Origin of the sequence: Paraburkholderia phymatum, assembly GCF_038900715.1 — a bacterium.
Lineage (GTDB): Bacteria > Pseudomonadota > Gammaproteobacteria > Burkholderiales > Burkholderiaceae > Paraburkholderia > Paraburkholderia phymatum_A.
On the sequence record NZ_JAYMRZ010000006.1, the window covers coordinates 165,357 to 188,651 of the forward strand.

The window sequence follows — 23,295 nt, forward strand, 5'->3', positions numbered from 1 at the left end:
AACGAGCGGTTACTGCATGCCCCCTCTGTCCTCGATACCTGAGAGATTGCGCCGCCGTCAGCGGAGTGCTGGCTGGCATAGCGCGCGCCCCTTCGGTGGGCAGCCTGCGCGTGCAGCATGTGTGCATCGGCGCTACTGCCGCTCTCCAGAGTGCGAAAAACGCGCGCTCATTCGAATGAGGTCGTTACGACCGGATGACGAGCGGGTTTTTCGACGCGTTCGGTCCTTTTGCCTGAGAGTTTGCGGGTGTGCCCCTTCGGCGGCGCTGGCTGCTGTGTGCTCAAGACGACAGCAGGCGGCGCGCTCTCCCGACGCGTGCGGCGAATGTACGCGAGGGTGGGAGGCTTGTCAATTGACGTCCTACCCGGCTTGAAAGGCCGAGGATTCCTACTGCTAGACGGCCACGTCCGGCCGCGGTTCAGACAGAGCGAGGCCCGTATGGTACGCCCAGCGTCGCGCCGCCCCTGTTCAACCTGTCCAACCCCGTAGCGAGGATGTTACGGGCTGCATTGACGTCGCGGTCGTGGACGACGCCACACCCGGAGCACTGCCATTCCCTCATTCCAAGACCTGCGACACCTTTCGGCCCCGTGCGGCTTGCGCAGCACGAACAGGTCTGGGTAGAAAACGCTTCATTGACTTCATCGAACCACACGCCTGCGTCTGCGCACTTGTACTGCAGCATGGTTCGGAATGTACTCCACCCCGCATCGAGCACGGACTTCGCCGCGCGCGTTTGCGCCAGACCGGAGGCATTCACGTTGCCAACAAATATTGCCCCGTACTCGCGTACGAGGGTGGTACTGAGCTTGTGCAGGGCATCCTTGCGCCGGTTTGTCACCTTCGCATGGAGCGCCTTCACGCGCTGCGGCTTGTTCGCCCGCTGTGCTACGGCAATGCCCTGCGCCAGGTCGTGATAGAAACGGTGAGCGTCGGCCTTGTCGCCGTCACTCGTCGCAAGGAAGTCCTTCAGCCCCAGGTCGATGCCGACGGCGCGCGTCGCCGCGCTCTTCTCCGCGGTCCTTACCTTCACGGTTACATTGAGATACCAGCGGCCACGACTGTCTTCGCTGAAGCTACCCGCGCCCAACGCGTACTGATGTAGGCCATAAGAGTCCCACAACGAAAGTGGCTGCCCGCAATACCAAACCTGTCCGCCCTTGTAGCGCAGGGCCGATGCCTTCACGGGAATCCAGCCGAGCGAGCGGCGAACGCCGCTGCTTTTGCGCCACGCCAGGCGCCGTTTCTTAGACTGCCAGCGCCGCGAAACGTATTCCTCATTAACTGCCTGTACGGTCTGTGAATGCAGCGACAAGCCTTCATTTGTCGCACCAGCCGTATAGCGATGCAGGTCATATGCCGTGCAGAATCGACCTTCGCGCTGCAGTATCTTCAGACCGAGCTCGTTGACGTAGTTCCAGACGAAGTTCACTTCCCGTGATTGCGCGCGCAAAAAAGCCGCGTGCCTGTCCTTCAGCCGCACGCGCAAGGTTCGGGTCGTTTCGGTTCGGGTACTGTTCATATGTACAGTGGTATATAGCCAGTTTCCTTTGGAAAGCTTCACCTTTCTACGTCACTGGCCTGAAATGCCGGGTTTTCGCAGAGCTTTAAAGACTTGTACTCCATGCACAGGGCACTTCGTGAAATGGGGGCGTGCGCCGGGCGTCAAAAATGCGCGTGGAGAACCATGCGCCACCGGGCTTTGATCGACCTGAAACAATGCAAAAAACGCTGCCGCTCGAGTAAGGTGCCGCGCTTTCTCTTCGTAGACAGTCATCGATTGATGGCCGCTGCCGCCGTATCGAGTTCCTGATTCAGCACACGCTGCTCGTCGCCCGTGAGGCCGCCGCCGTGTTGCGCCGCCATGTCGTGCGCTTCCTGGCGGATCGCGTCGAGACGCCGGTGCAGCGCGCCGCCCTCGGGTGGCGGATAGTGGCCCTCGTCGACGCGGGTGTCGATGTGATGGCCCATGTTGTCGATACGGCCGTTGACCTGCTCGAAGCGGTGTGCGGCCAACTCGTGCGGATTCGGCGCGGGACGCGGCTGGGCGCTCTGCTGGCGCGTGGTGACGCACGCGGCCAGCGACGCAACCACTGCGCAGCAGCCCAGCGCACGAACGATACGTTGCATAGGTTCTCCTGTTGAAAGGGTGTCGATCCGGAAGGTGTCGATCCCGTCACGCAAGCAACGGACGACGGACGGCACGCGATGACTCGGCGCCGTCGTGGTTTCGTGACCGTCGGTTGCCGGCGGGGCCGCCGGGCCGGCGGCGGCAGGGGTTCCGCGCGACGCGGAACGCTTGAAGGCGCCAAAGCCAAAGGCCTGAGCGAAATCGTCGGGACTAAGGCAAGACGCGCAGGCGGGGAGCGCTATCCCGCTCTCACGCGCCGCGCCGGAATGGCAACCGCACGCCTTCCTTGTCGCTGCGAGCCGCGAGTTCGATGACCGTCATCACGTCGACGGCGTCCTGCGCGCTGACCGGGAACGGCGCGCCGTCGCGAATCGAAGCCGCGAGCGCGCGGTAGAACTCGACATAGACGCCGTCGCTCGTCGGCAGTTCGCGCTGCACTTCCTGTTCGCCTTCGAGCACGCGCAGCATGCCCGCCTCGTTGCCGCCGCCGAAACCGGCGTCGCCGGGCCGCAGGCCCGCTTTCAATTGATCTTCCTGCGTATCGAGACCGTTCTTCACGTAACTGCCGCGCGTGCCGTGGATCGAGAAGCGCGGCGCGACGATCGCCGTCAGCGCGCTGGCGTGCAGCACGACTTCGTGGGTCGCGTAGCCGAGCAGCACATGCACGTAGTCCGGCGCGCTCGCGTTGTCGCGATACGCCTTCACCGATGCATAAACCGTCTCGGGCGTGCCGAAGAGCGTCAGCGTCTGGTCGATCAGATGCGGCCCGAGGTCGAGCAGCAAACCGCCGCCGCGCGATGCCTCCTCGCGCCAGCGCTGCCGGATGCCCGGACGGAAGCGGTCGAAATGCGATTCGAAATGCGTGATGCGGCCCAGCTCTCCGCTTGTGATCAACTCGCGCACGGTCAGGAAATCGCCGTCCCAGCGGCGGTTGTGGAACGGCGCGAATAGCAGGCCCTTGCTCTGCGCGAGATCGGCGAGCGTGCGCGCGTCGGCGGCCGTGAGCGTGACGGGCTTGTCGACGACGACGTGCTTGCCCGCTTCGAGCGCGCGGCGCGCGAGGCTGAAGTGCGTGTCGTTCGGCGTCGCGATCACGACGCATTCGATGTCCGCCAGCGCGAGCAGCGCGTCGATATCGGCGACGATGCGTGCGTTCGGATAGTCGGCGCGAGCCTTGTCGGGTTGCCCCGTGGCGATTGCGGCGACGCTCGCGCGTCCGCAGTGTTCGATCACCGGCGCGTGAAAGGTGGCGCCGGCAAAGCCATAGCCCATCAAGCCAATTTTCAGCGATGAAGACATGCGTGTTCCCTGCAAAAAGCGGCGCGCGGCGGGGGCGGCGCGCAACGGCGCAATTGTGGCACGGACGCGCTTGCGCTCGCGGCGCGCGGGTTACGCGCACGCCGCGTCGCTGCTGTCCGGAAGGCATGAGCCGGGGCATTCGCGAGAGCATTCGTGTTAACATCGCTCTTCTCACGCGAACGGCAAAAAGCGCATGGAATCAAGTGCGTGGCGCACGCGATAGATGCAAGACGGATGCAGGACGGGATGCGAGGCCGAGCGTTCGGCAAGCGCCATGCACCCGCCTCTTGCACCCGTCTCTTGTACCCATCCGACACGATGCGCCATTCGAGCCGTCTCGCTGCATGTTCCCGGGACGCTCGTTCGTCAAGCAGCGCCCTCAATTCATTTCTCATCCACACACGATGTCCGCAGGCCTGAATGCCGCTCAAAGCGAAGCGGTGCGCTATCTCGACGGTCCGTGCCTCGTGCTCGCGGGCGCGGGCAGCGGCAAGACGCGCGTGATCACGCAGAAGATCGCGCATCTGATCGAAAACAAAGGCTTCGAGCCGCGCCATATCGCTGCCGTCACCTTCACGAACAAGGCGGCGGCGGAAATGCGCGAGCGCGTCGGCAAGCTGCTCGAAGGCAAGACGTTGACAGCGCCCGGCAAGGAAGGCCGCAAGGTGCCCGTCAATCAGTTGACGGTCTGCACTTTCCACTCGCTCGGCGTGCAGATCCTGCGCCAGGAGGCCGAGCACGTCGGCCTGAAGCCGCAGTTCTCGATCATGGATTCCGACGACTGCTTCGGCATGATCCAGGAGCAGGTCGGCTCGACGGACAAAGGCTTCATCCGCAAGATCCAGACGATCATCTCGCTGTGGAAGAACGGCCTCATCATGCCGGAAGAGGCGATGGCGATTGCGTCGAACGAGGACGAGCATCAGGCCGCGATCGTCTATCGCAATTATGTTGCGACGCTGCACGCGTATCAGGCCGTCGACTTCGACGATCTGATCCGCCTGCCCGCCGAGCTCTTCAAGAAGAACGAGCCGGTGCGCGACCGCTGGCAGAACAAGCTGCGCTATCTGCTGATCGACGAGTATCAGGACACCAATGCGTGCCAGTACGAACTGGTGAAGCTGCTGGCCGGCCCGCGCGCCGCGTTCACGGCCGTCGGCGACGACGATCAGGCGATCTACGGCTGGCGCGGCGCAACGCTCGAAAACCTCGCGCAGCTCGGCAAGGACTTCCCGAAGCTGCACGTGATCAAGCTGGAGCAGAACTACCGCTCGACGGTGCGCATCCTGACGGCGGCGAACAACGTGATCGCGAACAATCCGAAGCTCTTCGAGAAGAAGCTGTGGTCCGAGCACGGCATGGGCGACACGATCACCGTCACCGGGTGCAACGACGAAGAGCACGAAGCCGAGTCCGTCGTGTTCCGGCTGTCGGCGCACAAGTTCGAGCGCCGCACGCAGTTTCGCGATTACGCGATCCTGTATCGAGGCAATTTTCAGGCGCGTATCTTCGAACAGGTGCTGCGCCGCGAGCGCATTCCGTATGTGCTGTCGGGCGGCCAGTCGTTCTTCGACAAGGCCGAGATCAAGGACATTTGCGCGTATCTGCGGCTGATCGCAAACGCCGACGACGATCCCGCATTCATTCGCGCGATCACGACGCCGCGCCGGGGCGTCGGCAACACGACGCTCGAAGCGCTCGGCGCGTTCGCGGGCCAGGCGAAGGTGTCGCTGTTCGAGGCGGTGTACATGGGCGGCATCGAGGCGCGGTTGTCGGCGCGACAGGTCGAGCCGTTGCGCGTGTTCTGCGATTTCATGCAGCGTCTGCGAGACCGCGCTGAGAAAGATGCGGCGACGTCTGTGCTCGACGACATGATGGAAGCGATCCACTACGAAGCGTATCTGTACGACGCATTCGACGAACGCCAGGCCCAGGCGAAGTGGCAGAACGTGCTGGAGTTTCTCGAATGGCTCAAGCGGAAGGGCACGAAGCCTGAACCCGAAGCCGGCGCGGAGCAGACCGGCTACGACACCGCCGACGGTCTCACCGACACCGGCAAGAATCTGCTCGGTCTGATTCAGACGGTCGCGCTGATGTCGATGCTCGAAGGCAAGGACGAAGACCCGGATGCGGTGCGTCTGTCGACGGTGCATGCGTCGAAGGGGCTCGAATATCCGCACGTGTTTCTGGTGGGCGTCGAGGAAGGCATCATGCCGCATCGCGGCGGCACCGAGGACGACGGCCCGATCGACGATGCACGCATCGAGGAGGAGCGCCGGCTGATGTACGTCGCGATCACGCGCGCGCAGCGCAGCCTGCACCTGAACTGGTGCAAGAAGCGCAAGCGGGCGCGCGAGACGGTGGTGTGCGAGCCGTCGCGCTTCATCCCCGAAATGGGCCTCGATGAAGCGCCGCCGCCGACGCCGGAAGAAGCGCCGATGACCCCGAAAGACCGGCTTGCGAGTCTGAAGGCGCTGTTGCAGAAGGCGTGATGCGCGGGCCGCGCATGCCGCATGAATGAAAAATCCCCGGTCGAGGCGGGGATTTTTCGTTGCGGCCGAGGCTGAAGATGCGTGCTGCTTACTTTGCCGCGCCGACCATGTAATCGACGGCGGCTTTCACGTCCGCGTCCGATGCGTTCGAGCCGCCCTTCGGCGGCATCGCGCCCTTGCCGTGCAGCGCGTAGTTGTAGATCGTGTCGATCGGGTCTTTCAGGCGCGGCGCCCAGGCTTCCTTGTCGCCGAATTTCGGCGCGTTCAGGACGCCCGCTGCGTGACAGGCCTGACAGACCTGCTGATACAGCGCCTTGCCCGCCTGCGATGCATCCGCGCTTTGCGCGCCCGATGCCGGCGCGGCGCTTTGGGGCACGTTCTTCATCGCGGCAATCGCGGCGGCGGCCTGCGCACTGGCGGTGTCGGACGCGCCTGCTGCTGCGCCCGATGCCGCTTCGGCGCCCGAAGCGGCCGCTGCACCGGATGCGCCCGCGGGACCCGCGGCCGGCTGGCCGGGCACGGGCTTCGGCGGATCGGCGAATTTCGCGCCCGCGTTGTTCGCCATATAGGCGACGGCGAGGCCGATTTCGTAGTCGCTATAGTCGTCCGGGCTCGTGCCGCCGCGCGGGGGCATCGCGCCCTTGCCGGTCAGCGCGGTGTGCCAGAGCGTGTCGAAGCCCTGGGCGATGCGGGGCGCCCAGTCGCCCGTGTTGGTGAATTTCGGCGCGCCCGCCGCGCCCGCCGCGTGACAGGCCGAGCAGACGGCCTTGTACACTTCCTCGCCCGTCTTGTAGACGCGCGGCGCGTTGGCGTCGCGAATGTCGACTTTGGCGATGGGGGCGGTGCGCGAGTCGACGACGGCGTCGGACAGACCATCGGTGCCAGCGCCTGTGCGAGTCGAGTTGTCGACGTAGTAGGCGAGCAGAACGATGATGGCGATGGGGACAGCAAAGCCGGCGATGACTGCGGCGATCAGCTGTCCGGGGGTCTTGATCGGGGCTCCGTGTGGTGCTTCGCTCATGCTTGTCTCGTCTCCCATGGGTATTGTGAGCGGTACAGCGCGACGGCAACGACTTTGTTCTCAATAAGCCACGGACGATTATAGACGGAAGGTTTCGGCGCCGGTGCGCGGGCCTCGAGCGTGTTCAGTAGGCGTTTACGCGGACATTTTCCGGTTCTGGCGCTGTTTTGTGACCGATCGGATATCGCCTTCGACGGCCTGGCGGGTTGCGCCGGCGGGCCTGCGGTGGACGGGCCGCCTGAAAACGGGTATCCTCTCGGTCTCGCTCTGGCGCCGCATATCGCATCAACCTCGTGATTTTGCAGCGCTTTTCGTCGAGCATTTCCGCCGAATGCGCCCGTAGCTCAATGGATAGAGTACTGCCCTCCGAAGGCAGGGGTTGCTGGTTCGATCCCAGCCGGGCGCGCCAAATCAACTGCCGTTTCGGCACACACTTCCTCCTCCTCCTTCCTTCCGGCCGCTCTTCGCGTTCGCACCCATCGGCAAGCGGGTCACTAGTCAAGGGGCGGGTCCAAGCGTTTGCCCCAGAACCCACACGCCATTTCTTCGCTCACAAATCCGTTTGACCCGCGCAGGGAAAATCAACGGAAGGACTTCGCGCAGTCGAAGCGCCACGGTTTCCAGCTAGTTCACATTCCGGCTAATTGGCGGGGTAATCGCCCTCTATTACGCGAATTGGATCTGTCGAGGCGTCGATATATTGCCAACATCTGCCGCGAGTCTTGCATCGGTCGGTGTCGAAGCGCAGCCAGGCGCCGCTCCGCCATCATGGCGGGCATTCGCCCGGCGGGACAGGGTTGATGGGCTGCGGCGACCAGACGCTTCCAGCAAACCTGAGCATGGCCGCGTCGAATTTGCGCGGCATTCATACATTTTCGGCGGAAGCGATTTCGCCAGGTACGCCATCAATCAAGGAGTATTTTCATGCCCCCCGTCGATCTGATGCCCAGCATCGAGCAGTTCATCGAGCAATTCCTGATCGCCGTCGATTTCCAGGAGCCGGTCGAAGTAACGGCGGACACGGCACTGGCCGACCTGCCCGAGTGGGATTCCCTCGCTTCGCTCGGCGTGATCGTGATGTTCGATACGGAATACGGCACGACCATTTCGGGTGACGACATCAAGAAGTGCGCCACCATCGCTGACCTGCGCAAGCTGCTCGGATAAAACGTCATGGGCCTTTCCACTCTGCAAAACGTGCGCTTTGCGGGCATGGCGACCTGTGTGCCCAAGCGCGTCGTCAACAATATCGAAGATGCCCCGCCGCAGATGCGCTCCGAGCGCGAGCGACTGGTGCGCAACATCGGTATCCAGCAGCGCCGTCTCTGTCCGGAGTGGCAATGTTTTTCGGATCTCGCGTTCGACGCGACCGAAAAGCTGTTGGCCGAACTCGAATGGTCGCGCGATGAGATCGATGCGCTGATCGTGGTGACGCAGTCGCCGGACTACATCATCCCCGCGACGTCGATCATCTTGCAGGACCGCCTCGGTCTGTCCCACAGCACGATTGCATTCGATGTGAATCTCGGCTGCTCGGGCTATCCGTTCGGGTTGCATATTCTCGGCAGCATGATCGCATCGGGCGCGGTCAAGAAGGGGCTGGTGCTAGTCGGTGACCGCGCAGGCTCCTTGAAGGATCCGATTTTCTCCGACGCCGGCACAGCGACGGCGCTGGAATTCGATCCAAACGCGGCGCCGATGTACTTCGATCTGAACAGCGACGGCAGCGGCCACAAGGCGATCATTTTGCCCGTCGGCGGCCACCGCGAGCCTGTCACCACCCAACATACGATCACCCATCGCGACGAGAACGGTTTCTCGCGGTCGCCGATGGACCTGATCCTCGACGGCACCGCCGTGCTGAGCTTCTCGACGCAACGCGTGCCGCCCGCCGTCCAGAATCTGCTCCACTACGCAGAGATGGACAAGGAGCAAGTCGACTACTACGTTTTCCACCAGGCGAACCGGATGATCAACGAGACCATCCGCAAAAAGCTCGGGCTGCCTGCTGAAAAAGTGCCGTCGACGCTACATGACTTCGGCAATACGAGCGGCGCGTCGTTGCCGGTGACCATGACCGCGCGCTTGCACGACACGTTGCATCTCGCGAAGCATCGTCTGCTGTTGTGCGGCTTTGGCATCGGCCTGTCGTGGGGCGGCGCAATCGTCGATATCGAGTCCGCGAAATTCCCGGCGCTGATCGAGTCATGAGCATCCAGGAAGTTTTTTCGCTGAACGGCAAGCGCATTCTCGTGACAGGCGCGTCATCGGGTATCGGACGCCAGATCGCGCAAAGCTGTGCGCAAGCAGGTGCGACGGTCATCGCGTCGGGGCGTGACGAAGCACGCTTGCAAGCGGTGGTTGCCGGACTGGCTGGTGTCGGGCACGGCCATTTCGCATGCGATCTGGGCGACGACGAAAGCATCAGCGACCTCGTGAAGCACGTCGGCAAGATCGACGGCGTCGTGCACAGTGCGGGCATCTCGATGTTGGCGCCGTTGCGGCTCGCTTCGCGCAAACACATCGAAGACCAGATTCGCACCAACACGGTAGGTCCGATGCTGCTGACGCAGCAACTGCTGCTGCGTAACGCGATCCTCGCCGGCGGTTCTATCGTGTTCATTTCCTCGATCTCCGCGCACATCGGCGTGCATGGCGTTTCGGCCTATGGCGGCAGCAAGGCTGCGCTGGAGGGGATGGCCCGCAGTCTGTCGATGGAGGTGGCGAAGAAGAAGATCCGCATCAACTGTCTCGCGCCAGGCCTCGTCGAAACGCCGATGCTGGAAGCGGCGCGCAGCACGACGGGCGGGCTCGAGGAAACGCTCGCGCGGTATCCGCTTGGCTTTGGTCTGCCGGAGGACGTCGCACATGCGGCGATCTTTTTCCTGTCGCAGGCGAGCCGCTGGATCACGGGAACGACGCTGGTACTCGACGGCGGTCACACGGTGGGATGAGGCGAATATGCGCAAACGGCTTGTAATTATCGGCGCAGGAGGGCTCGGTCGCATTGTGTACGACGTGCTGTCGAACGACATCCCCATGCTCGACGAAGTCGAACTGGCGGGCTTTCTCGATACGCGCGCCGATCTGGAGATGCCTGAAGGACTGGATTGTCCCGTACTTGGCAGCCCGCTCGAGTACCAGGTTCGGGACGGCGACATTTTCATTCCCGCTGTCGGCGACCCGACGTGGCGCAAGAAGCTCGTTGCTCCTCTTCTTGAGCAGGGCGCTGAATTTTTCAGCTATACGCGCCGCGCGTCCGTCGCGGGACGCGCGCAGATTGGCCACGGCACGTTTCTGACGCCGGGCGCGGTCGTATCGACGGATTGCCGCATCGGCGCCTTCGGCTATATCGACACGTACACGATTCTCGGACATGACGTCGAAATCGGTGAGCATTGTATGGTCGGTGCGATGACCTTTATCGCCGGTGGCGTGCAAGTGGGCAATGGCGTCGCCATTCATCCGCGCACGACTATCGCAAAGGGCGTGAAGATCGGCGATGGTGCAACCATCGGTATTGGCTCAGTCGTCGTCAAAGACGTACCACCAGGCGTCACGGTTTTCGGTAATCCGGCACGCACCATTTAACGCTAAGCCCCATCAGATATGAATACCATGTCCCGCGCTCAGGCCCTGCACGGATTCGAACAGCTCACCGCGGATCTTCGTTTCCATCAGCCAAAGAGTGTTGCGCAGCCGCTCGAAGACGCGCGCACGATCTATCTGCTCGCGGCCGGCTCGTTCCTGGGTATTTCATTTGCAAATCCCATTGCCCGGAATCTTCTCGCGAAGGGCAAGCATGTCGTACTCGTCGACGATACTCTGCGCGAAACAACCGTTGCCGGCTGTGAACTGATCGGCTCACAGGCTTTTGCACAAGCAAAACCGGTTGGTGCGCTTGCAATCAATCTTGGCAACGCGACTTTCGCGGCCGAGTACTTCTCGAAACTGGCTTCGCGGGCGGGCGTCGCTGAACTGGACGTTATTCCCGTGCTCGACGTTCTCGGACTGCCGGTCATCTACGAGACGGCGAGCGTGATGCGTGAAGCGACGCTGCAACGTCTGCCCGACTACCTTTCGTTGGCGAACAAGCTCGATGATGCCCTGAGTATCCAGACACTCGGCGCGATGCTCGAGCTGCGCGTGCGACTCGATCGCCGCGCTGTGCTCCCAGTATTGTTGAGTCTTGAGGACGAATATTTCTCGCCCTATCCTGCGGGCAAAGACCTGACGTTTACGATGGGGCCAGAGGAAATCTTCTGTGACATCGGCGCGCATGTCGGTAGCACGATTCGCAAGCTGCTCACGGCGACCCACTGGAGTTACGACACCATCTATGCGTTCGAGCCCGACGCGATCAACTATGGAGCGCTGAGCAAAGGCGTTTTTACGAACCTCGAGCGTTTCAAGGCGAGCAATATCGCGTTGTCGGACACGCGCAGCGTGCTCAGTTTCTCTGAGACCGGGACCATGGGCAGTCGGCTCGACAATACGGGCAACGTTCAGGTTCAGGCCTCCACGCTCGATGACGAAGTGCCGCGCGCGACGTTCATCAAAATGGACGTGGAAGGACACGAAGTGAAGATCCTGCAGGGCGCACGTCGGCTGATAGCCAGCAGCAAGCCGCGCATGGCGATCACGGGTTATCACTATGCCGACGACCTTCTGAATATCGCGAACCTCGTGCACGAGATCGAGCCGCGTTACCGCTTCCGGCTGCGCCATCACTCGTACTACTACTTCGATTCGATTCTGTACGCCGACATTCCGTCATGATCAAACCGGTGCTTCCTCCCGTCTGCTACACGGAGCAGGGCTGGTTCGACCGCGAGCAGGAGAAGATCTTCGGCAAACTGTGGCTGCTGGCGGGTCTGACGCAGCAGTTGCAGGCGGAAAACGACTTCATCGTGCGCAACTTCAGTGGCGTGCCTGTGTTGATCCAGAACGCGGGCGGCACGCTGCGCGCATTCCGCAATGCCTGCGCGCATCGGGGCATGCCCATCCAGATCGCCGACTGCGGCAACCGCAGGCTGACCTGTCCGTACCACGGCTGGAGCTACAACGGCGACGGCCAGTTGCGCGGCATTCCGAACGAGAAGATCTACGGGCTATGCAAGAAGGAGCAGGCGAACCTGAAGCTGCACAGCTACGCGGTGGAAACGGTCGGCAACTTCGTGTTCGTCAATCTGAGCGACGATCCGCTGCCGATCACCGAGCAGTTTTCCGACGATCTGCTGCTGCTGTTGCGCGAGGTATCGCCTCACTTCGCGCCGGAAGTTTCGTATTCGACATTCACCGGGCACTACAACTGGAAGCTGAATTTCGAAAACATACTGGACTGGAACCACGCCCAGTTTGTCCATAAGCAGACGCTTGCGCCGTTGTTGCAGTTCGAAAGCGGCGGGGGCTTTAGTGCTGCGTCAAAGAACGTGTCCATACTCTTTGGACCTGATTCCCCGCTGTCCGACATCCGGTTCACGGGCGAACTGCCTCCCGCCGACCCCATCGGGTTGAAAGACATCAGCGTCATCGGACGCTCATCGATGCCGTACACGCAACGATGGTTCGCGAAGTTGTTCGATGCGCCGCTCGATCCAGGTTCGTTCTTCGCCTGCAACATCTTTCCGAACGTCAACTTCGGCTCGATTCACGGAGAGCATTTCTATCTCCAGCAGTTCGTGCCGATGGCGCCGGATCGAGTCGAGTACCACTCGTGGGTATTCACGGCGCGGCTCAAGCACGGCGTGCCTCCCCAGCCTCATCTGCTGTGGGGCATTCATCATGCCGAGAAGCGCGTTATCGACGAAGACGTCGTGCTGCTGAACGGACTGCAAAAGTCACTGTCGGTCGCATCGACGGTCGGCACGATGGGCGATCACGAGGAACCGCTTGCAGTTGTCGGACGCTGGTACATGGAACATCTACAGGAAGAAGGCTTGTCATGAAGTCTCTGCTAATTGCAGGCCCCGATAGCACGCTGCGCGATGTGCATGCTCTGGCTGTGCAAGCGTATCCGCAGCGTCGCATCGAGGTTCTGCATATTGCGTCGACGGACTATTACACCTTCGACCTTAACGGGCTCGCAGCCTTTCCTGTGACCGAGTGGGACATTGCGATCGCGGTCAACGAGTTCTACATCAACGACGTGCGCCGCGCGCTCCACGCCGAGGTAGCAGCGTTGGGCTACCAGGCCGTCTCGCTGATATCGCCGGCCGCGCACGTGAGCGCCGATGCGGTCGTCGGCGAGAACGCGATCATTCATGCGGGTTGCTTTGTCGGTGCTGGCAGCGTGATTGGACATCATTGCGTGCTGCGCCCCAACGTCGTACTCGGCGAGGAAGTGCGCCTCGGCAACTACGTCACGCTGGAAGCCAACGTTTCGATCCGCGAAAAGTCGACAATCGGTGACTTCGTCACCATCTGCGCCAACAGCAGCCTCACTCGCACGACGGTGGTCGGCGCACACAGCTATCTCAACGTTTCGCGTCAATACACTGGAACGATTGCGCCCTGCACGTTCTATTCGCCGGTCTTCGAGAACCCCGTACGGGTCTTGTCGAGCAACACCGCACTTTCATCATGATGCAACCGGTTTTGCCGCCGGCCTGCTATACGGAGCAGGGCTGGTTCGACCGCGAGCAGGAGAAGATCTTCGGCAAACTGTGGCTGCTGGCGGGTCTGACGCAGCAGTTGCAGGCGGAAAACGACTTCATCGTGCGCAACTTCAGTGGCGTGCCTGTGTTGATCCAGAACGCGGGCGGCACGCTGCGCGCTTTCCGCAATGCCTGCGCGCACCGGGGCATGCCCATCCAGATCGCCGACTGCGGCAATCGCAGGCTGGTCTGTCCGTACCACGGCTGGAGCTACAACGGCGACGGCCAGTTGCGCGGCATTCCGAACGAGAAGATCTACGGGCTATGCAAGAAGGAGCAGGCGAACCTGAAGCTGCACAGCTACGCGGTGGAAACGGTCGGCAACTTCGTGTTCGTCAATCTGAGCGACGATCCGCTGCCGATCACCGAGCAGTTTTCCGACGATCTGCTGCTGCTGTTGCGCGAGGTATCGCCTCACTTCGCACCGGAAGTTTCGTATTCGACATTCACCGGGCACTACAACTGGAAGCTGAATTTCGAAAACATACTGGACTGGAATCATTTCCAGTTCGTGCATCGGCAGTCACTCGCGCCGTTGCTGGAGTTCGAAGGCGACGGTGGGCCAGGCGAGCCGCTTACGCAACATTCGCCGTTTTTTCGGCCAGGCTCTGCGTTGGCGGACGTCAGGTTCTCACGCGGAGGTCCGCCTGCTGAGTCAGTGCGGCTCAAAGACCTGAGCATCATTAAACGCTATGCGATGCCGTATCGGCGACGCTGGTTCGCGAAATTGCTCGATAGAACCTTGGACCCGGGCGCATTCTTCGACTGCAACATCTTTCCGAACGTCAACTTCGGTTCGATTCACGGAGAGCATTTCTATCTCCAGCAGTTCGTGCCGACAGCGCCGGATCGAGTCGAGTACCACTCGTGGGTATTCACGGCGCGGCTCAAGGACGGCGTGCCTCCCCAGCCTCATCTGCTGTGGGGCATTCATCATGCCGAGAAGGGCGTCGTCGACGAAGATGTTGTGCTGTTCAACGCGCTGCAGAAAGCGCTTGAGTCGGCGTCCACGATTGGCGTGATGGGCGATCACGAAACGTCGATCACCGCGATCGGACATTGGTATAAGCGGCATTTGACGGAAGAAAATGCCCGCAACGTTTTGATGGCGGGTGATGGAAGTCACCATCCATGAAGGCGATCGTGCATGCAAAGGGGGCGCCATGAGACCATCGCGTCCCCTCTGTCTATTGTGTCCGGCTGCTGTTCAGCCTACGTACTCGAATAGAGCCACACCCCATGAAAGCCCAACGCCAAAGCCGACGGTCATCACGATGTCGCCCGGTTGCAGCAGCGGCAGTTGCTCGGCCAGCAAGATGGGAACCGACGCGGAAACGGTATTGCCCATATAAGCGCAGTTTTCCGGTACCTGTTCATTGCTCAGCCCGAGCTTCTTCACGAGCTGCGCGGTGACGAAGCTGTTGGCCTGATGAAAAATAAACTTCCTGATCTGCCCGACGTCGAGACCGTTGTCGCTGAGCGCCAGTCGAACGGCATCGGGTATCTCTCGCAGCGCGAAATTAAAGATCGCGGTGCCGTCCATGTAGATGCCGGACGGCTGATCGCTCGAACGCAAGGCCGAGCCATGGGCAACGAACGCGTCGTAGCCCGAGCCATCAGCGAAGCTGTGGCAGTACAGAAAACGCAGTCCTTCGGGTCGGGTCGAGAACTCCGCCGCCGTTGCCGCATCGCCGAACAGCACGCGTGTTGTCACATCGTCAGGCCTGAGAAGCCGCGAATAGGTATCGGCGTTGATCAGGATCGCGCTCTTTTCGGTTGGAAACGACTTCTGCAGCGCGACGAGCGTTTGCGCTCCAAGTACGAATCCCGAGCAGCCCTGGTTGATATCCAGCACGAAGCAATCGTTTGGCAACTCGAGCAGACCATGAACGCGTGACGACACGCCAGGAATGAGGTGATCCGGTGTCTGCGTGCAGACGACGAGCGCCCCGACTTCCGTATGAGGGCGTGCCGCAAGGAGGCCCTTTGCCGCCGCAAAGGCAAGATCGCTCGTGTATTGGCCGGGACCCGCAACAGGGCGACTACGAACACCTGTCTTCCTCACGATGCGATCGTAGTTCGCGTCAGGCACTCCGAGCGTCGAAGCGTCGTTCTGTTCGGTCAATGCGCCTTTGACCGCAACGATAGCGTTGAGGTAAACGTCAGGCGAGGTCAGCAAGTTTCCCATAATGAACAGGCCAGAATGAAGGGAGGTCTACTCGTCGCTCAGCGCGCTGGCGAGTTGCGTGGAATGGGCTGCCGTCAATACGACATCGATGACCCTGTCTTGTGATTCGACATCCAGAGCGGGGTAAATCGGCAAGCACAACACCTGCTGCGAGACTTTGCTGGCAATCGGCAGATTCTCCGGCGATGCCGACGGCAGTCCGCGATAGCTGGGGAACTGACTGATCAGCGGATAGAAATAGCGACGTGCCCAGACATCGCGTTCACGGAGCGCGTCGTAGAGCTCGTCGCGCCTGATCGGAAACTCATCCGTGATCCGGATTGGAAAGTACGAGTGATTGCGCGTACTGTGCTGCGGCACTTCATGCAGGATCAGACCTTCGATACCCTCGAACGCATCGCGGTAGCGTTGTGCGATGCGTCCGCGGGCACTTGCGACCTCGTCCATGTACTGCAACTGCAACAGGCCGAAGGCTGCCTGAACTTCATTCATCTTGGCATTGATGCCGGGCTTTACAACGGTGAGTTCGTCGGCGAAGCCGAAGTTCTTCAGATGATCGATGTGGCGCTTGGTCTTCGCGTCCTTGCAAACGATTGCTCCGCCTTCAAACGTGTTAAAGATCTTGGTGCCATGAAAGCTCAAGACCGACATGTCGCCGAACTTCAGAATCGACTCGCCATGTTTGCGTACGCCGAATGCATGCGCTGCGTCATACAGTACGCGCAGGCCGTAGGTGTCGGCGATGCGTTCGATCTCCTCGACTTCGCATGGGTTGCCATAGACATGGACCGGAAGGATCGCTGTCGTGTGCGGGGTGATCGCCGCCTCGATCTTCTGGGGATCGAGATTCATGCTTTTCGGGTCGATGTCGGCGAATACCGGCTTGATGCCATTCCAGTGCAGCGCATGTGTCGTCGCGACGAAGCTGAACGGCGTGGTGATGACCTCACCCGTCACTTTCATCGCCTGCAGGGCCGTAATGAGTGCGAGCGTGCCGTTGGAAAAGAGCGAGAGGTACTCGACGCCAAGGTACTCGCAGAGTGCCTGTTCCAGTTGGGCATGAAACGGCCCGCCGTTCGTCACCTGCTTGCTTTCCCATATCTTTTCCAGATACGGGAGAAATGCCTCCAGCGGCGGCAAGAAGGGCTGGGTTACCGGTATTAGCTTGTCCATGAAGAGCCCGCGTGAGCTATGGCGTGAATGCGGCACAGTGTCAACGTACCGAGGATAGCCGTCAGATTCGGAGATCGATTGCCCAATAAGCCACCTCAAAGCGTGCCAATTCCGATAAATGAGCGGCATGCCGAACGCTCTGCGCACACAGATGGGTGCCGACACGCTGAAATGGGCCGAAAAACCCAGGCTGTTCTCCCGTTCGGCTTGCACAGGCGGTTGGTATCCTGCGATTAACTCAATGGCGCCCATACGGCGCCCTGTTTCCGTCGAATATGGACTCGGCGGGATGTCAGTCAGGATCCTGCATCAATGGCCACCGTCAGCATTCTCATTCCCGCTTACAAGCCGGACTATCTCAGGAAGGCAATCGCCAGTGCAAAGGCGCAAACCTTCACTGACATCGAAATTCTGGTTGGTGACGACAACGTCGATGGCAGGCTGCGCGAAATCGTCGAAGGCTTCGACGATCCGCGCATCCGGCATTTCCATCACGGTTTGCGCGACTGCCGGCGCAATTCGGAGGCGCTTTGGCAGCGGGCGACGGGAACCTATGTCAAGTGGCTGTACGACGACGACATGCTGATGCCTACGTCCGTAGAGGCGCTGGTGGGCGCGTTGCAAGCCAATCCCGATTCGGCGATGGCATTTCATGAGCGCGTGATAATCGACAGCAACGACAACGTGGTACAGGTTCCGCAACCGCTGCTCCCGGCGGGCCAGCTGGCGCGTGTCGATCGTGCGTTTCTCGTACACAACATGGTGGCGGGCGCAAACAATTTCATCGGCGAGCCGAGCAACGTGATGATCCTTCGCGATGGAGTCGATCCCTCGTCGCTGATGGCATACCGCGGCTGGAACTTTATTTTCCTCACCGATGTTGCGATGTACCTGAACCTCGCTGAGCGTGCTCCGCTCACGCTCGTCGGTGGGCACCTCAGTTGTTTCCGCAGGCATCCCACGCAGAACTCGAGCAACGCGAGTCCAACGATCGCTGCCGGGTACTACGAGTGGGAGGCGCTCGTGCGAGGCGAAGCGGCGGCGGGCCGGATGTCTGCAGATTCACTGACGCGCGCAAAGGAGTACCTGACGCGGACTTATGCGCACGCTGTCGAATCGCTGGGAATCAAGGAGCTGGTGCCTTTGCGGCGCAACCTGAACGCCTTGACGGAGTCGCCGACGGCGGACCTGTTCACTTCGTCGCAGTACATGGCGGACATTTCCGAAGTGTTCGAAATGGTCCGGGCGCGCGCCAATGCCGCATAAGCAGGGGTGCATTGCGGTCCAATCACCTGGCACCTCATACGCCGCTCCTCCCAGCGCCCGTCATTCCGCCCCGTTCCCCGAATTACGGCCGTTTACCCAGTCTGATCCTTCGATCGGCTGTTGCGCTCCCAACCGAGAATAACGTCAGATCAGGTACGTCCGCGCTCCACGTGCGCACACATCGAACGCGCCTGACATGTTCGTCTCCATTGGATTTTTTCATGAAGCCAGTTCGATTTGTCTGCGGGACGCGCGAGTCTTACGACAACTTCGCGACGCGAACCGCGCTAGGCCGTTCGCTCTCGCAGTGGCGCTATTTCCATCCGCCACAGCTGGTGGTCTTCGACAACAACCGCGATGGCCTGTCGACGATCTATAACCTCGCAATCGAACAGGCGAAAGACTATCCCGCCATCCTCGTGTTTCTGCACGACGACCTGCACATTCCAGATTTCTACTTGCTGGACCGCATTCGCGAGGCGTTGGCGCGCTTCGACGTGGTCGGCCTTGCGGGCAACACGCGCCGCATGCCGCGGCAACCGGGATGGTGCTTCCCAGACGAGACCTTCACGATGGATTCGCCCGAGTACCTGAGCGGTGCGGTCGCGCACGGCAAAGGCTATCCATGGGAGAACCTGTCCTTCTATGGGCCGCCGGGCCGCGAATGCAAGCTGCTCGACGGCGTGCTGCTCGCCGCCGACAGCGAAGTGCTGCACGACAAGGGGCTGTTCTTCGACGAGCGCTTCACCTTCGATTTCTACGATCTGGACTTTTGCCGGCAAGCCGAACTCAAGGGCCTACGGATGGGCACGTTCGCGCTCACCACGATTCACGAGAGCGGCGGCGGCTTCAATTCACCGCGCTGGCGGGATGCGTATGTGCGCTACCTGCACAAGTACAACGACTAGGCGTCGCGAGACAGGTTCGCGACCTGGCCGCGCCACTGCGCGTTGCCGGAAAGCCGGTTTTCGTCGACACGTTTGAACGTTTTATTGAACCGGTCGCGCGTGCCGTGCGACCCATCGAACCTATGAACGATTTCGTCCAACGCAATCCGCAAGCACCCGAGCAGGCCGCGCCTGCTGCCTGGGAGCGCATGCCCACACCGCGCCGTCCGGGCGCCGCGAGCGCGCCGGCGGAAGCCGCTTCTGCGAGCGCCATCGAGGCGCTGCTCGCGCGAGCAGTCGAACACCATCAGGCAGACCGGCTCGACGAGGCCGAGACGCTCTACCGCGAGATTCTCGCGAGCGATCCGCAACACGCCGACGCGCTGCATCTGCTTGGGCTGATCGCCCATCAGTTCGGCCAGTACTCGCAGGCGTCGGAGCTGATCATGGCGGCCATCGCGAGCAAGCCGCACGCGATCTACTACTACAACCTCGGCAACGTGATGCAGGCGAACAAGCGCATTGCCGCTGCCGCCGAGTGCTTCCGCCAGGCCATCGCGCTCGTGCCGGACTATGTCGACGCCTGGAATAACCTCGGCAACGCGCAGCGCGCCGAGGGCGAACTGCATGGCGCCGTCGAGTCGTTCGTCAAGGTCATCACGCTGAAGCCGGACTATGCGCAGGCCTACAACAACCTCGCGAACGCGCTGATGGAGCTCGACGAACTGGATGCCGCCATCGAGTCCTACGGCACGGCGATCGCGCTGCGCCCGGACTTGCCTGTGCCGCGCAGCAACCTGCTGTTCGCGCTCAACTACCGCAGCGACCTCACGCAGCAAGCCTACCGGGAAGAAGCGGCGCGCTTCGACGAAGCCGTCATGCAAGGCGTGACGCCCGCGACGAGCTGGCTCGTCGAGGCGACGCCGCGTGCTGCGCGTCCGTTGCGCGTCGGCATCGTGTCGGGCGATCTGAAGCAGCATCCCGTCGGATACTTTCTGGAGAGCGTCGTCTCGAACCTCGACGCCCAGCGCATCGAACTGCACGCGTATCCGACGCGAGATGTCGAAGATCTGCTGACGTTCCGCATCAAGCCGCGCTTCGCGTCGTGGACGAACATTGCGGGACTCAGCGATGACGCAGCCGCCGAGCGTATCCGCGCCGATTGCATTGACGTGCTGATCGACGCGTCGGGCCATACGCAGTTCAACCGCCTGCCCGTGTTCGCGCGCAAGCCCGCGCCCGTGCAGGTGAGCTGGCCGGGCTATTTCGCGAGCACCGGCTTGCGCACCATCGACTACATCATTGGTGATCGCCACGTGCTGCCCGCCAGCGAACATAGCCACTTCACCGAGCGTCCGTGGCATTTGCCCGACAGCTACCTGTGCTTCACGCCGCCTTCGGACGCAGTCGCCGTGGGCGATCTTCCGATGAGCGCGAACGACCACGTCACATTCGGCTATTTCGGCAAGCTGGCCAAGATCTCCGCGCAGTCCGTCGCCGTGTGGTCGCGCTTGCTGCATGCCGTGCCCGGCTCGCGTCTGTTCGTGAAGGCGCAGCATCTCGACTCCGATCACGCGCGCGAGGCGCTGCTGGGGCGATTCGCCGCGCACGGCATCGACGCTGCCCGCCTGATTCTCGAGGGCCGCTCGCCGCGCGCCGAGTACCTCGCGGCGTACAACCGCGTCGATATCATGTTGAGCCCGTTTCCGTACCCCGGCGGCACAACGACGGTCGAAGGGCTGTGGATGGGCGTGCCGGTCGTGTGTCTGCGCGGCGAACGCTTCCTCACGCACATCTGCGAAAGCATGCTGCATTCGGCGGGGCTGTCGGACTGGATCGCCAGCAGCGAAGACGAGTACATCGAGAAGGCCGCTGCTTTCGCCGCCGACGCGAGCCGCCTGAGCGCGCTACGCAGCGGGTTGCGCGCGCAGTTGCTCGCATCGCCGCTATGCGATGCGCCGCGCTTCGCGAAGCATCTCGAGGCGGCCTTGCACGGGATGTGGGAAGAGCACCTGGAAACAGCGGCGGAGAACGCGCAGTGACCCAGCATTCGATACTGGTCACGGGCGGCGCGGGCTTTCTCGGCTCGCATATCTGCGAGCGCCTCGTCGGCGCGGGCCACGAGGTGATGTGCGTCGACAACTTTCACACGGGCAGCAAGCAGAACATTGCGCATCTGATCGGCCGGGTTAACTTCGAGCTGATCCGGCATGACGTCTGGCTGCCGCTCTACGTCGAGGCTGACCGCGTGTTCAACATGGCATGCCCGGCGAGCCCCGTGCATTATCAGAGCGATCCTGTATCGACGGTGAAAACGGCCGTGCTCGGCGCGATCAACATGCTCGGCCTCGCGAAGCGTTGCAACGCGCGCATCCTGCAGGCGTCGACCAGCGAGGTCTACGGCGACGCGCAGCAGCACCCGCAGCAGGAGAGCTACTGGGGCAACGTGAACCCGAACGGGCCGCGCGCCTGCTACGACGAAGGCAAACGCTGCGCCGAGACGCTGTTCTTCGACTATCACCGCCAGCATGCCGTCGATATCCGCGTCGCGCGCATCTTCAACACGTACGGCCCGCGCATGCGTCCCGACGATGGCCGCGTCGTCTCCAATTTCATCATGCAGGCACTGCGCGGCGAACCCATCACGCTCTACGGTGATGGCAGCCAGACGCGCTCGTTCTGCTATGTCGACGATCTCGTCGAAGGCCTGCTGCGCCTGATGGACCAAAACGAAGTAGTGGGCCCGCTCAACATCGGCAACCCGTCGGAAATCACCATTCGCGAACTCGCCGACTGCGTGCTGCGACTGACAGGCTCAAAGAGCCGCATCGAATTCCGGCCGCTGCCCGCCGACGACCCCGTGCAGCGTCGTCCCGACATCGCGCGTGCACGCCAGCATCTCGACTGGCAACCCGGCGTCGCGCTGGAAGATGGCCTGAAGGAAACCATCGCCCATTTCCGCAATATGGTGAAGTCATGAGTTTCGATCTGCTCAGCGCAACGTGTCCCGTATGCGCGCACAGTGTCGCCGCGCGCTTCTTTCCGGCGGGCGAGCAGACTCTCGCGACGCTCGCATGGCCCGCGTCCGCGCAAGCCGCGCGCGACCTGCCGCGTCATACGCAGGATTTCGTGCAGTGCCCGTCATGCTCGCACGTGTGGAATCATCGCTTCGATTACGACGCGATTCCCTACGCAAGCAATCCGAACCGGATGTTCAACAACGGCGGCATCTGGAAGGGGCACCTGGCCGCAACCCGCGATGCATTGCTCGAACATTTGCCGACGTCGCCGGACGTGGTCGAGATCGGCTGCGGCGAAGGGCATTTCATCCGCGGTCTCGCGCAGGCACGCCCAGGCGGACGCTTTGTTGGCTTCGACCCGAATGCCAGCCCGGAAACGGGAAAGGGCGTGGAGTTTCACGCGCGCCTTTTCGAGCCGCTCACGGACATGGCCGCGTTCGCGCCCGACGCCGTCCTGATCCGCCATGTGCTCGAACACCTGACGGAACCGGCAAAGCTCATCGAGCAACTCGCATGGGGCGCGGCCGCATCGGGCAAGCCATGCCTGCTGTTCGCCGAGGTGCCCTGCATTGACCGCGTGTTCGAAACCGACCGTCTCGCGGACTTCTTCTACGAGCATGTTTCGCATTTCACGACGGAATCGTTCCGCGAACTGATGTCGCGTGCCGGCGAGATCGTCACGCTCGATCATGGCTACGACGGCGAGGTGGTGTACGCGCTCGTGCGGCTGTCCGTCGACGCCGGCGTCCAGGCGCGCGCGCGAGCCGCCGCGCGGTTCTCGGCGCGCTCCATCGTCAGCCGCGCGACGATCGCGCAACAGCTCGGCGAACTGGCGGAGTCGGGCAAACGTGTCGCCATCTGGGGCGGCACCGGCAAGGCGGCCGCTTTCATCCACCAGTTCGGCGCGGATGCGCAGCGCTTTCCACTGGTCGTCGATTCCGATCCGCACAAGGCAGGAACCTTTGTGCCGGGCACCGGCCAGAAAATCGAATTCCGCGATGTGCTGAAGGCTTCAGGTGTCGACGTGGTCGTCATTCCGACGCAATGGCGCGCGCGTGACATCGTTGCCGAAATGGCGCGCGAAGGGATTGATGCACAAACGGTGATGATCGAGCACAACGGCTCGCTGATCGATTTCGCGGCCCAGGCGCATCCCTACTGA

Annotated in this window: 20 protein-coding genes, 1 tRNA gene and 2 riboswitches; of the genes, 15 read left to right on the forward strand and 6 right to left on the reverse strand. The window is 61.9% G+C overall.

Annotated elements, in window-relative coordinates; all coding sequences use genetic code 11:
* Positions 1–15: 15 nt before the first annotated feature.
* A riboswitch (glycine riboswitch) is annotated at positions 16–159 on the reverse strand.
* Positions 160–210: 51 nt separating this feature from the next.
* A riboswitch (glycine riboswitch) is annotated at positions 211–320 on the reverse strand.
* 98 nt (positions 321–418) lie between these two features.
* From VSR68_RS13800 to VSR68_RS13810, 3 genes are all read right to left on the reverse strand, one after another.
* A complete protein-coding gene (locus VSR68_RS13800; RefSeq protein WP_342940379.1) occupies positions 419–1,522 on the reverse strand; it encodes a transposase in 1,104 nt (367 codons plus the stop codon).
* A 251-nt stretch (positions 1,523–1,773) separates the two neighbouring features.
* A complete protein-coding gene (locus tag VSR68_RS13805) occupies positions 1,774–2,130 on the reverse strand; it encodes a hypothetical protein (protein ID WP_342940380.1) in 357 nt (118 codons plus the stop codon).
* 250 nt (positions 2,131–2,380) lie between these two features.
* Positions 2,381–3,430 carry an oxidoreductase gene (locus VSR68_RS13810; protein ID WP_342940381.1) on the reverse strand — a complete coding sequence of 350 codons (1,050 nt, stop codon included), beginning with the start codon at positions 3,428–3,430 and terminating at the stop codon, positions 2,381–2,383.
* A gap of 404 nt (positions 3,431–3,834) precedes the next feature.
* Between VSR68_RS13810 and VSR68_RS13815 the strand changes: the two genes are divergently transcribed.
* Positions 3,835–5,922, forward strand: coding sequence for a UvrD-helicase domain-containing protein (locus VSR68_RS13815; protein ID WP_342940382.1), 2,088 nt, complete (start codon positions 3,835–3,837; stop codon positions 5,920–5,922).
* 88 nt (positions 5,923–6,010) lie between these two features.
* On the opposite strand, the gene VSR68_RS13820 is transcribed toward VSR68_RS13815, so the two are convergent.
* On the reverse strand, positions 6,011–6,943 hold the full coding sequence (locus VSR68_RS13820) for a c-type cytochrome (protein WP_342940383.1): 933 nt from the start codon (positions 6,941–6,943) through the stop codon (positions 6,011–6,013).
* Between the two features lie 333 nt (positions 6,944–7,276).
* Here VSR68_RS13820 and VSR68_RS13825 point away from each other — a divergent pair.
* The 9 genes from VSR68_RS13825 (at position 7,277) to VSR68_RS13865 (ending at position 14,734) form a co-directional block, all read left to right on the forward strand.
* Positions 7,277–7,352 (forward strand) — tRNA-Arg (locus tag VSR68_RS13825).
* Positions 7,353–7,867: 515 nt separating this feature from the next.
* Positions 7,868–8,110, forward strand: coding sequence for an acyl carrier protein (locus VSR68_RS13830; RefSeq protein ID WP_342940384.1), 243 nt, complete (start codon positions 7,868–7,870; stop codon positions 8,108–8,110).
* Positions 8,111–8,116: 6 nt separating this feature from the next.
* Complete coding sequence (locus VSR68_RS13835) at positions 8,117–9,154, forward strand: ketoacyl-ACP synthase III (protein ID WP_342940385.1); 1,038 nt, start codon at positions 8,117–8,119, stop codon at positions 9,152–9,154.
* The gene (locus VSR68_RS13840) at positions 9,151–9,897 is read left to right on the forward strand and encodes an SDR family oxidoreductase (RefSeq protein ID WP_342940386.1); all 747 of its coding nucleotides are present in this window, start codon (positions 9,151–9,153) and stop codon (positions 9,895–9,897) included. Before VSR68_RS13835 ends, VSR68_RS13840 begins: the two co-directional genes overlap by 4 nt.
* 7 nt (positions 9,898–9,904) lie before the next feature.
* Positions 9,905–10,534 carry an acetyltransferase gene (locus VSR68_RS13845; protein ID WP_342940387.1) on the forward strand — a complete coding sequence of 210 codons (630 nt, stop codon included), beginning with the start codon at positions 9,905–9,907 and terminating at the stop codon, positions 10,532–10,534.
* Between the two features lie 27 nt (positions 10,535–10,561).
* Positions 10,562–11,722 carry an FkbM family methyltransferase gene (locus VSR68_RS13850; protein WP_342940388.1) on the forward strand — a complete coding sequence of 387 codons (1,161 nt, stop codon included), beginning with the start codon at positions 10,562–10,564 and terminating at the stop codon, positions 11,720–11,722.
* Positions 11,719–12,891, forward strand: a complete 1,173-nt coding sequence (locus VSR68_RS13855; RefSeq protein ID WP_342940389.1) for an aromatic ring-hydroxylating dioxygenase subunit alpha — start codon at positions 11,719–11,721, stop codon at positions 12,889–12,891. Before VSR68_RS13850 ends, VSR68_RS13855 begins: the two co-directional genes overlap by 4 nt.
* Positions 12,888–13,529 (forward strand): hypothetical protein, encoded by a 642-nt coding sequence (locus tag VSR68_RS13860; protein ID WP_342940390.1) that lies wholly within the window; start codon positions 12,888–12,890, stop codon positions 13,527–13,529. Before VSR68_RS13855 ends, VSR68_RS13860 begins: the two co-directional genes overlap by 4 nt.
* A complete protein-coding gene (locus tag VSR68_RS13865; protein WP_342940391.1) occupies positions 13,526–14,734 on the forward strand; it encodes an aromatic ring-hydroxylating oxygenase subunit alpha in 1,209 nt (402 codons plus the stop codon). Before VSR68_RS13860 ends, VSR68_RS13865 begins: the two co-directional genes overlap by 4 nt.
* Before the next feature lie 72 nt (positions 14,735–14,806).
* Here the strand turns inward: VSR68_RS13865 and VSR68_RS13870 are convergent, their stop codons facing one another.
* Positions 14,807–15,724 (reverse strand): ketoacyl-ACP synthase III, encoded by a 918-nt coding sequence (locus tag VSR68_RS13870; RefSeq protein WP_342940392.1) that lies wholly within the window; start codon positions 15,722–15,724, stop codon positions 14,807–14,809.
* 90 nt (positions 15,725–15,814) lie between these two features.
* Positions 15,815–16,960, reverse strand: a complete 1,146-nt coding sequence (locus tag VSR68_RS13875) for a DegT/DnrJ/EryC1/StrS family aminotransferase (protein WP_342940393.1) — start codon at positions 16,958–16,960, stop codon at positions 15,815–15,817.
* A gap of 312 nt (positions 16,961–17,272) precedes the next feature.
* On the opposite strand from VSR68_RS13875, the gene VSR68_RS13880 reads away from it, so the two are divergent.
* From VSR68_RS13880 to VSR68_RS13900, 5 genes are all read left to right on the forward strand, one after another.
* Complete coding sequence (locus VSR68_RS13880) at positions 17,273–18,226, forward strand: glycosyltransferase family A protein (protein ID WP_342940394.1); 954 nt, start codon at positions 17,273–17,275, stop codon at positions 18,224–18,226.
* Between the two features lie 221 nt (positions 18,227–18,447).
* Positions 18,448–19,134, forward strand: a complete 687-nt coding sequence (locus VSR68_RS13885; protein ID WP_342940395.1) for a hypothetical protein — start codon at positions 18,448–18,450, stop codon at positions 19,132–19,134.
* 122 nt (positions 19,135–19,256) lie between these two features.
* Positions 19,257–21,155, forward strand: a complete 1,899-nt coding sequence (locus VSR68_RS13890) for a tetratricopeptide repeat protein (RefSeq protein WP_342940396.1) — start codon at positions 19,257–19,259, stop codon at positions 21,153–21,155.
* Entirely contained in the window at positions 21,152–22,093 is a 942-nt protein-coding gene (locus VSR68_RS13895; protein ID WP_342940397.1) for a UDP-glucuronic acid decarboxylase family protein, read from the forward strand. Before VSR68_RS13890 ends, VSR68_RS13895 begins: the two co-directional genes overlap by 4 nt.
* Positions 22,090–23,295: a class I SAM-dependent methyltransferase gene (locus tag VSR68_RS13900; protein WP_342940398.1), complete on the forward strand. Its 1,206-nt coding sequence runs from the start codon at positions 22,090–22,092 to the stop codon at positions 23,293–23,295. Before VSR68_RS13895 ends, VSR68_RS13900 begins: the two co-directional genes overlap by 4 nt.